The 9,644-nt window shown below is 60.0% G+C and carries 10 protein-coding genes; 9 read left to right on the top strand and 1 reads right to left on the bottom strand.

Annotation, left to right across the window (positions count from 1 at the left end; all coding sequences use genetic code 11):
• Nucleotides 1-163 (top strand): uroporphyrinogen decarboxylase family protein (locus SWE17_RS09390; RefSeq protein WP_322992840.1); only part of this gene is annotated, 163 nt, incomplete at its 5' end.
• Nucleotides 164-560: 397 nt separating this feature from the next.
• Nucleotides 561-2,666, top strand: a complete 2,106-nt coding sequence (gene priA, locus SWE17_RS09385) for a replication restart helicase PriA (RefSeq protein WP_322992836.1) — start codon at nucleotides 561-563, stop codon at nucleotides 2,664-2,666.
• Nucleotides 2,667-2,690: 24 nt separating this feature from the next.
• Here the strand turns inward: priA and SWE17_RS09380 are convergent, their stop codons facing one another.
• Complete coding sequence (locus SWE17_RS09380) at nucleotides 2,691-3,659, bottom strand: AEC family transporter (protein ID WP_322992835.1); 969 nt, start codon at nucleotides 3,657-3,659, stop codon at nucleotides 2,691-2,693.
• A gap of 182 nt (nucleotides 3,660-3,841) precedes the next feature.
• On the opposite strand from SWE17_RS09380, the gene SWE17_RS09375 reads away from it, so the two are divergent.
• The 7 genes from SWE17_RS09375 to SWE17_RS09345 all read left to right on the top strand — a co-directional run bounded on the left by SWE17_RS09375 (nucleotide 3,842) and on the right by SWE17_RS09345 (nucleotide 9,624).
• Nucleotides 3,842-5,917 (top strand): ATP-dependent helicase, encoded by a 2,076-nt coding sequence (locus SWE17_RS09375; RefSeq protein WP_322992834.1) that lies wholly within the window; start codon nucleotides 3,842-3,844, stop codon nucleotides 5,915-5,917.
• Entirely contained in the window at nucleotides 5,914-6,351 is a 438-nt protein-coding gene (locus tag SWE17_RS09370; protein WP_322992833.1) for a hypothetical protein, read from the top strand. The genes SWE17_RS09375 and SWE17_RS09370 overlap by 4 nt, the downstream gene beginning before the upstream one ends.
• 124 nt (nucleotides 6,352-6,475) lie before the next feature.
• Nucleotides 6,476-7,147, top strand: coding sequence for an energy transducer TonB (locus SWE17_RS09365; RefSeq protein WP_322992832.1), 672 nt, complete (start codon nucleotides 6,476-6,478; stop codon nucleotides 7,145-7,147).
• 69 nt (nucleotides 7,148-7,216) lie between these two features.
• Nucleotides 7,217-8,023: a MotA/TolQ/ExbB proton channel family protein gene (locus tag SWE17_RS09360; protein WP_416235000.1), complete on the top strand. Its 807-nt coding sequence runs from the start codon at nucleotides 7,217-7,219 to the stop codon at nucleotides 8,021-8,023.
• A complete protein-coding gene (locus SWE17_RS09355; RefSeq protein WP_322992831.1) occupies nucleotides 8,023-8,451 on the top strand; it encodes a biopolymer transporter ExbD in 429 nt (142 codons plus the stop codon). Before SWE17_RS09360 ends, SWE17_RS09355 begins: the two co-directional genes overlap by 1 nt.
• 28 nt (nucleotides 8,452-8,479) lie before the next feature.
• A complete protein-coding gene (locus SWE17_RS09350) occupies nucleotides 8,480-8,908 on the top strand; it encodes a biopolymer transporter ExbD (RefSeq protein ID WP_322992830.1) in 429 nt (142 codons plus the stop codon).
• A 65-nt stretch (nucleotides 8,909-8,973) separates the two neighbouring features.
• A complete protein-coding gene (locus tag SWE17_RS09345) occupies nucleotides 8,974-9,624 on the top strand; it encodes a response regulator transcription factor (protein ID WP_322992829.1) in 651 nt (216 codons plus the stop codon).
• Nucleotides 9,625-9,644: the final 20 nt, after the last annotated feature.

The raw sequence follows: 9,644 nt of genomic DNA, 5'->3' as shown, positions 1-9,644 counted from the left end.
TGTGCTCGACAGCTTTGGCACGCCCCACACCGACCGCAACACCACCGGCCCCACTCACATCTTCAACCTGGGCCACGGCATCAGCCAGTACACCCCGCCCGAGCATGTGACGGCGCTGGTCGAGGCGGTGCACAGCCATTCGCGAGCGATGCGCCAAAAGTGAGCATGGCACTCTGCGTGTCGCAAGCACTAGCATAGAAAAAAGACCATTTAAAGCCTTTATTTGCAAAATATTTGGCATTCGGCGCTTGACTTATGCACAAAAGTGAAAAGCCACTTCGCCGATGCGGGCTTGCTGCACAGCAGCAAAATAGGCCTCAAGCCAAAACCGTAAGTTATTGATTTAATTGACTTTTTTATCTTGCACATTGGATGGGCAATTTGTTGGAAGGCTTGATTTTCAAGGCTTCCAGCGCATCCAGACGGAGTTTTCAACAAAGTTATCCACAGATTTCATGAATCAAGCCCAAAGCGCTGAAAAATCAACGACTTACATCTTGTTTCAAGAAATCGGCTAACCTTCAATTCCGTCAAATCCACCTCAATTCACCGGAAACCATGTGAGCACACACTGCTGGATCGACGTTGCCGTCCAGACCCCCGCCCACACCCAGGTGGGGGGGTTATTGACTTACCGCAGCCCCTTTTTGGTGCAGCCGGGAGTGTTGGTCCGCGTGCCTTTTGGCCCGCGCGAAGTGCTGGGTGTGGTTTGGGCCATCCGTGACCGAGCCCCGGAGGACATGCCCGAGGCCAACGTGCGCGATGTGCTGGGGGTGCTGGAAGGATTGCCACCACTGGACATGCACTGGCGGCAACTGGTGCAGTTTTCCGCCCAGTATTACCAACGCTCTTTGGGCGAGGTGGCTTTGTCGGCCTTGCCCCCGCAGTTGCGGGATCTGACATCCGATCAACTGGCGCGCCGCCTGAAAAAGCAAAACACCATGCGGAAGGTGCAGACCTCGGCGGGTCCCACCCTTTCATCAGAACAAAGTACTGTGCTGGCGCAGATGGCCGAAGGCTCAGGCCCATTTTTGCTGTTTGGCAGCACCGGCAGCGGCAAGACCGAAGTGTATTTGCAGGCCGTGGAGCGCATGCTGCAAGCCGACCCACAGGCCCAGGCCCTGCTCATGGTACCCGAGATCAACCTCACGCCGCAGCTGGAAGAGCGGGTGCAAGCCCGCTTTGGCAGTGAGGCCGTGGTGTCCATGCACAGCGGCATGACGCCCGCCCAGCGCCTCAAGGGCTGGCTGGCCGCGCACGCGGGCCATGCCCGCATCGTGCTGGGCACGCGCATGGCCATTTTTGCGTCCATGCCGCACCTGCAACTCATTGTGGTCGACGAAGAACACGACCCCAGCTACAAACAGCAAGAAGGGGCCCGCTACTCGGCCCGCGACTTGGCGGTTTACCGCGGTCGCCTGCACAACGCCCCCGTGTTGCTGGCTTCGGCCACGCCGTCTCTCGAAAGCTGGCACCACAGCCGCCCGGCCGATGCCGACGATTCGGGCGGGCGCTACCAACGGCTGCTGATGCCCTCGCGCATGGGCACTGGCCTGCTGCCCAAAGTGCGCCGCGTGGACATGAACAAACAGCCAAGACGCACCGTGCTGTCGGCCCCGCTGGTGGCGGCCATTCAAGAGCGGGTCCAGCGGGGCGAGCAGTGCATGCTGCTGCTCAACCGCCGGGGTTACGCCCCCGTGCTGCACTGCGCCGACTGCGGCTGGAAAAGCGAATGCAAGCACTGCAGCGCATTCCGGGTGTTCCACAAAATTGACCGCACCCTGCGCTGCCACCACTGCGGATTGACCGAGCGCGTGCCTCGCGCCTGCCCCGAGTGCGGCAACGCCGACATCGCGCCCATTGGCCGAGGCACCGAACAACTTGAAGAGCACTTGGGCGAATTGCTGGCGCATGTCTTGCGCCCCGACGGCACCCCGGTGCGCATTGCGCGCATCGACGCCGACACCACCCGCCTCAAAGGCGCACTCGAGAGCCAATTGGCCCAAGTCCACTCCGGCGAAGTGGATGTCTTGATTGGCACGCAAATGATTGCGAAAGGGCATGACTTCCGGCGCATCACCTTGGTGGCCGCCGTCAACCCGGACACCGCACTGTTTTCAAGCGACTTTCGCGCACCCGAGCGCTTGTTTGCCCTGCTCATGCAGGCTGCTGGCCGTGCTGGGCGCGATGCCGCCCAAAGTGCCACCAGCGAGATGTGGGTGCAGACCTTTCACCCCACGCATGCGCTGTTCGAGGCGCTCAAAAAACACGACTATCCGGCCTTTGCGGCAAGCGAACTGGCCGAGCGCACCGCCGCTGAATTGCCGCCGATCAGCCACCAGGCACTGCTGCGGGCTGACGCCCGCACGCAAGAAGCCGCCCAAGCCTTGCTGAATGCCGCACGCCAAACGCTGGAAGCGCAACTGAGCGCCGACCCGACCACCCAGGATTTGGTGTTGCAAGTGAGCGTATACCCCGCCGTGCCCATGAGCATGCAGCGCGTGGCCGATGTGGAGCGCGCCCAAATGCTGCTGGAGAGCCCCAACCGCATGGCCCTGCAAAAAATGCTGTGGCACCTGCACGCCGTGCTGCATCAAGTGCGCAGCCAACCCGAACACAAAGGCGTCATCCGCTGGCTGGTGGACGTGGACCCTCAGGCGATTTGATCGGGGCCTCAAACCCTGTAGGGATCAGGCTTTGAAAAAGGCCACCGCCCCGGAGAAAGTCAAAAAAGCGGCCGCGGTGGTGACCAAAATGATGCGGGCAATGCGCCCGTTGTCAGCCCCCAAGCGCTCAGCCAACAGCGACACATTGCTGGCACTGGGCAGTGCGGCCACCAACACCATCACCTGCAGCGCCAAAGGCTCGATCGGCACGCCCCATTGGATGGCCGTCAGACCCACCAACAAGACCAACACCGGGTGCAGCACCAACTTGGCCAAGGCAATTGGCAGGTAATCACCCATTTGCAAGGGGCCGTCCGTGCGCTCATGGGCCAACATTTGCGAGCGGGCCAAGACCGCACCAATGGTGAACAAGGCCACGGGAGAAGCCGAATCGGCCAGCAAGCCCACGGTTTTGTTCACCGGCCCCAGCAAGGCCAGGTTCCAAAATGAAAACGCCGCGCCCAGACTGATGGCCCAAGGCATGGGATTGCGCAACACCCCGGCCAGCGCCTTGCGGGCCGCCACAGCCGCGCCGTGCTCACCCGCAGCATCCATGCGCGACAAAGCCACGCACAGCGAAGAAGTGATGACCAAATCCACCACGATGGTCACAATGGCCGGGCCCACCGCCTGCGCCCCCAGCAAGGCCACCAGCAAGGGCACGCCCATGAAACCTGTGTTGGGAAAAGCCGCGACCAAAGCCCCCAAAGACGCATCGTTCCATCGGATGCGCTCGTTCAAGCTGATGGCGATGCTGAACGCCACCATCACCAAAGCACAAAACAAATAAGAGAAAAACACCCCGGCGTCGAGCAACTGCGCAATCGGCGTGTCGGCCCCGAACCGGAACAACATGCACGGCAGTGCAAAAAACAGCACAAAGCCATTCAAGCCGGGAATGGCCGCCAAAGGCAAAAACCGCCACCGGGCGGCCACGTAACCGCACAAAACCAGTGCAAAGAAGGGAAATGTGACACGCAAAATTTCAAACATGCACCGATTGTCGGGGTAAACCAGTAGATCCCCTGGGCAAGGGCAGTCACGGTGTGGACAAGCTGGGCGAACGCCTACGGCCTCCATGGAGGACGCTTGCACAGTCGATCCGCATCTTTCAGGCAGTCGCCAGACTCAAGCCCGCTATGATGGCCCGCTTTGCCCCGAACGCCCACCTCCCCATGTCAGCCGGACTCAACAACGCCCAACTCGAAGCCGTGAACTTTGTCTCCGGCCCCTGCCTGGTGTTGGCCGGGGCGGGTTCGGGCAAAACGAGGGTGATCACGCACAAAATCGGACGCCTGATCGAAGCTGGTCTGGAGCCCAAGCGCATCGCGGCCATCACCTTCACCAACAAGGCCGCTGCCGAGATGCGCGAGCGGGCCAAGCAGCTGATCGGCAAGGCCGCCAAGGATGTGACGGTCTGCACCTTCCACGCCCTGGGCGTGCGCATCATGCGAGAAGACGGCGCGGTGCTGGGCCTGAAACCTCAGTTCAGCATCATGGACGCGGACGATGTGACCAGCATCCTGAAAGACTGCGGCGGCACCACCGATGCGGCCACGGCCCGCCAATGGCAGTGGACCATCAGCCTGTGGAAAAACATGGGCCTGAACGCCGAGCAGGCCTCGGCCCAAGCGCCTGACGACAACGCCCGCGTGATCGCCCGCATCATGGCGCTGTACCAAGAGCGGCTGACAGCTTACCAAAGCGTGGACTTTGACGACCTGATCGGCATGCCTTTGAAACTGCTGGCCGACTACCCCGAAGTGCGCGAGCGCTGGCAGGCCAAGATGGGCCATGTGCTGGTGGACGAATACCAAGACACCAACGCCACGCAATACGAGGTGCTGAAACACCTGGTGGGCGAGCGGGCCCGCTTCACCGCGGTGGGCGACGACGACCAGTCGATCTACGGCTGGCGTGGCGCGACGCTCGACAACTTGAAGCGCTTGCCCGTGGACTTTCCCAATCTGAAAGTCATCAAGCTGGAGCAGAACTACCGCTCCACCAGCGCTATTCTGCGTGCGGCCAACAACGTCATCGAACCCAACCCCAAGCTCTATCCCAAAACCCTGTTTTCGGAATTGGGTGAGGGCGAACCCGTGCGCGTGGTCGACGCCGTGAACGAAGAGCACGAAGCAGACCGCGCCATTGCGCGCATCCAGTCGATCCGTGGTGGTCAACTCAACCCGTCCAAGCACCGCGAATTCAAGGACTTCGCCATCCTGTACAGGGCCAACCACATGGCCCGCCCCTTTGAGCAGGCGCTGCGCCGCGCCAACATTCCCTACAAGGTGTCGGGCGGGCAGAGCTTTTTTGACAAGGCCGAGATCAAGGACCTGTGCGCTTGGTTTCGGCTGTGGATCAACAACGACGACGACCCGGCGTTTTTGCGCGCCATCACCAGCCCCAAACGCGGCATTGGCCACCAGACACTGGGCCAGTTGGGCACTTTTGCCACGCAGTACAAACTGAGCCTGTTCGAGGCCTTGTTTGCGGGCAGCCTGCCCAGCGCAGTGAACACCCGCGCCTTGGACGGTCTGCACGAGTTTGGCCGCTACATCAACGACCTGGAGCACCGCGCCCGCCACACCTTGGGCAAAACGGACGCGCTGGCGTTTTTGCTCGAATGGCTCAAAGAGATTGGTTATGAGTCGCACCTGTACGACGGCGAGGACAACGAGAAAGTGGCCTCGGCCCGCTGGACCAATGTGCTGGAGTTTTGCGACTGGATGGCCGGGCGTTGCGGCGGCGAGATCGAAGACGCCACGGGGACGGACGCCACCGACACCAAAAACCTGCTGGAGGTGGCACAGACCATCTCGCTGATTTCCACGCTGAGCGAGCGTGAGAAAGACCAAAACGTGGTCACACTGTCGACCTTGCACGCCTCTAAGGGGCTGGAGTGGCCGCATGTGACCCTGGTGGGCGTGAACGAGGGCTTGCTGCCCTTCAAACTGGGTGACGACGACACCACTGCTGGGGCCAGCCAAGAGGGCATTTTGCTGCGCCTGCAAGAAGAGCGGCGCTTGATGTATGTGGGCATCACCCGCGCCCAGCGCAGCTTGGCGGTGAGCTGGACCCAACGCCGCAAAAAAGGCCGCGAAACCGTGGCCGCCCTGCCCAGCCGCTTCATCGCCGAAATGCGCCTGGACGAAAACACCATCAAAGAAGACCCGCGCGAGAAGCTCAAGGCCTTGCGCGCCGAATTTGCCAAACGCGCAGCCGATGCGGCGGCACAAGCCCCCACATGAAACCGTCCTTGCAAGCCGTTCGCTTTTGGCGCATCACCCTCACCGTGTGGCTCGCACTCGCCGTCTGCGCTTGCGCCAACTCACCCATGCCGCCCTACTGCCCTTCAGGCGCAGGCCTGCGTTCAGACATGCTGTTTGGCGAATGGCAGGTTCAACTGGCAGGTGCGACAAACCCCTTCAGTATGCGCTTGGGCCCGCACCCTGAGCATGCAGGCAGCCTGAAGGGGGAACTGTTGCAAGGACAACACCGCTATGCCGTGGTGGCCGATTTGGACGAGGGCGAATTCACCCTGGAAGAGTCCCACGACGGTGTGCGAATTGCGGCCACTTGGCTGGGCCGCCCCGTTCAAGGGCATTGCGGCCGCTTGATCCAAGGGCAAAGGTTTGAGAAAAATCAAACCGGGCAAGATTTTCGACTGCAAAGACAACCCTGAACGCTTAAAAACCACCGCTGGAGCGGTGTTTTAAGTCGGAACGCGGGGCCTTCTCACGCAAAATACAGGGCTCAGTCAACCGATCAACCCTTTGACAGCGCCCAGCATCCAACCATCGTTCGCCATGTCCCACAGCACTTACCTCCAAGCACCCTCCAAGCGCAAATGGCTGGGCTTGGCTGCGGTGGTGGTGTTGCATGGTTTGCTGTTTTGGGCCATTCAAACCGGATTGACGCGAACCGTCATGCAAAAGATGCCGGTGGTCGTGCAGGCGCTGTTGCTGGAGGAGAAACGGGCCGAGTTGCCGCCACCGCCACCGCCTCCTGCGCCAAAACCTGCCCCACCACCCACGCCCACACCGCCAGCTTATGTGCCGCCAGCTGTCATACCGATGGTGGTGGCATCGGCCAATGCCATCGTAGCGGTCAGCCCTACCCCACCACTGGCAGCACCTGCAGCGCCTGCGCCAGCCCCTGTTACCCCTGCAGCGGCCCCTGCGGCACCGGCCAAAGCCCCTGTGCGCACCACAGCGGGCGTCAACATTGCCCAATGCGACAAACCCGACTACCCCACGGCATCACGGCGCATGGAAGAGGAAGGTACCGTCGGTTTGCGCTTCTTGGTGGGAACCGATGGCAAAGTCATTCAGTCTGAAGTGGCGAAGAGCTCCGGCTACAAACGCTTGGATGAAGCCGCACGGGCGGGTTTGGCGAAATGCCAGTTCAAGCCCGCCACGGTCGATGGCAAACCAGAAGAGGCTTGGACCACCATCCAATACGTTTGGCGCTTGGAATGACCCATCGCCCATTCCCAAATTACACTCCGATTCACCCTTGATTTACAGAAGTTCCAAGGAAACGCCTTCATGTTCACCACTCTGAAACACGGCCTGCTGGGCATCCTGATCTGCGCCAGTTTTTTGTTCGCAGGGCACAGCATGGCCGCGCCAGATGCGCCCGTGGCCTCAAGCCCTGTGGCCAGCGCCAGCTTGGCCGCTGCAGAGGCCACCCAACCTGAAGCCAACCCCTACGGCCTGGGCGCTCTTTGGGCTCAAGGCGATGCCGTGGCCAAAGGCACACTGTTGATTTTGGTGCTGATGAGCATGGGCAGCTGGTATGTGATCTTCACCAAATTCACTGCCCAATCCAAACTGCACCGATTTGCCGAGACAGCACGGGCCAATTTTTGGTCTGCAGGCTCTGTGCGCCAAGCGGCTGACGCCTTGGAAGCGGACAGCCCTTTCCGGTTTATTGCTGAAAAAGGCCTGGAAGGTGCCGCCAAACATGAGGGCCTGCTGGGCAGCGTGGACTTCAACACCTGGGTAACCATGAGCATTCAACGGGCCATGGGCACCGTGCAAAGCCGCCAGCAAGATGGCTTGGCGGTGTTGGCAACGGTAGGCTCCACCGCCCCCTTTGTTGGCTTGTTTGGCACGGTGTGGGGCATCTACCATGCGCTGGTCAAGATCGGCATGTCTGGCCAGGCCAGCATTGACAAAGTGGCAGGCCCCGTGGGGGAAGCGCTCATCATGACGGCCATAGGCTTGGCCGTGGCTGTGCCTGCGGTACTGGGCTACAACTGGTTGGTTCGACGTAACAAAGCAGCCATGGAAGAAGTCAACGCCTTTGGAGCTGACCTGCACGCGGTGCTGTTGGCATCGGCCCCCAAATAATGGGCATGAACCTCGGCCCCACGCTGGGCACGTCAGACGATGACGAAGTCATCGGCAGCATCAACACCACGCCACTGGTGGATGTGATGCTGGTGCTGCTCATCATTTTTTTGATCACCATCCCCGTGGTCACCACGTCCATCAAGGTGGACCTGCCCCAAGAACAGAACGTGGTACGCGTGGCCAAGCCTGAGACCGTGGTCATTTCGGTCAATCAGGCTGGTCAGATCTTCCTGTACGACACCCCCATGCAGTCAAACAAAGACCTGAATGCGCGGCTTCAAAAGTTCGCCGCCATGAAGCCCCAACCCGATGTGCAGATACGCGGTGATGCGAAAAGTGCCTTCGAGTCGGTGGGGCGTGTCATGTACGCCGTGCAACGCGCGGGCATCACCCAAGTTGGCTTCATCACCGACCCGACACCGTGACACACCGCAGCGGCACCAGGAGACACACATGGCCATGAACTTGGGCACCGGCAGCGACGACGAATCCGAGGTGATGATGGACATCAACACCACGCCGCTGATCGACGTGATGTTGGTGCTGATCATCATGCTGATCATCACCATCCCTGCGCAATTGCATTCGGTGAATCTGGATATGCCTGTGGCCACGACCGTTCCGCAAACAACCAAGCCTGTCGTGATCAACATCGACATCGATGCCAACGCCACCGTGCGTTGGAACGGTCAGCCTTTGGCAGATCGACTTGCACTGGAGTCCAAGCTGGCCGAGGTATCTGCCTTTCAGCCCCAGCCTGAACTGCACATCCGCTCGCATGCCAAAGCCAAATATGAAGTGATTGCGTCTTTGCTGGCCGGGGCCCAACGTGCAGGCCTGACAAAATTGGGCATTGTGGGCACCGAGCAATTTGCCAATTAAGCGACCCGCTCTAAAACCTTAGTTCCATTGATTTTGGCCATCACAGGGGTAGCATCGACGAACGTATGAACGATTCAGCCACTCGCCAGCCTGCCCTGCTCATCATTGATGATCACCCCGTTTACCGCGAAGCTCTGGGCGAAGCCTTAACCAAAGAGTTTGCCCCCTTGGGCGTGGACGTCAAAACCGCCAGCAACGCCAGCGAGGGCATGACCTTGGTGGACGAGTCCAAGCAGTCTTGGATTGTTTTGTTGGACATGTTGATGCCGGGCTTGAGCGGATTGGCCGGCATCAAGGTGTTCAGAAGCAAACCGAATGTGGCGCACGTCGTGTCCATTTCGGGTTTGGATGCGGACATCTGGGAGCCACGCGCCGTCTCCGCTGGCGCAGCCCTCTTTTTATCGAAGAACAACACCTCCGCGATCATCTTTAAAAGGCTCAGAGCCCTCTACAACGGCACGCAATGGCACCATCCTCAAGGTGCATCAAGTGACGCCCATGAATACCGACTCACACAGCGGCAATTGGAGGTTTTGACCTTGATTTCGATGGGGCACCCCAACAAGATCATTGCCGATCTGCTGGAGATCAAAGAACAAACCGTCAAGATTCACATCAATCAAATTTTCAAAGAGCTAAGGGTCTTCAACCGAACCCAAGCTGTATTGAAAGCTCAAAAGCTCCTGCTCCCATCCGTGACTCCGATCTCCTCATGATGGTATGACCCCATCTGCGC

This window comes from Limnohabitans sp. (genome assembly GCF_034680285.1).
In the GTDB taxonomy this organism is placed as follows: domain Bacteria; phylum Pseudomonadota; class Gammaproteobacteria; order Burkholderiales; family Burkholderiaceae_C; genus Limnohabitans_A.
The sequence above is the reverse complement of the archived record's forward strand: the minus strand, read 5'-3'. Positions and strand labels throughout refer to the sequence as shown.

Bases quoted from the DNA above. Each gene is read 5' to 3' on its own strand.
- SWE17_RS09355 (WP_322992831.1), top strand. From the start codon at position 8,023: ATGGGCATGAACCTCGGCCCCACGCTGGGCACGTCAGACGATGACGAA.
- SWE17_RS09365 (WP_322992832.1), top strand. From the start codon at position 6,476: ATGTCCCACAGCACTTACCTCCAAGCACCCTCCAAGCGCAAATGGCTG.
- SWE17_RS09370 (WP_322992833.1), top strand. From the start codon at position 5,914: ATGAAACCGTCCTTGCAAGCCGTTCGCTTTTGGCGCATCACCCTCACC.
- SWE17_RS09375 (WP_322992834.1), top strand. From the start codon at position 3,842: ATGTCAGCCGGACTCAACAACGCCCAACTCGAAGCCGTGAACTTTGTC.
- SWE17_RS09380 (WP_322992835.1), bottom strand. From the start codon at position 3,659: ATGTTTGAAATTTTGCGTGTCACATTTCCCTTCTTTGCACTGGTTTTG.
- SWE17_RS09350 (WP_322992830.1), top strand. From the start codon at position 8,480: ATGGCCATGAACTTGGGCACCGGCAGCGACGACGAATCCGAGGTGATG.
- SWE17_RS09345 (WP_322992829.1), top strand. From the start codon at position 8,974: ATGAACGATTCAGCCACTCGCCAGCCTGCCCTGCTCATCATTGATGAT.
- SWE17_RS09360 (WP_416235000.1), top strand. From the start codon at position 7,217: ATGTTCACCACTCTGAAACACGGCCTGCTGGGCATCCTGATCTGCGCC.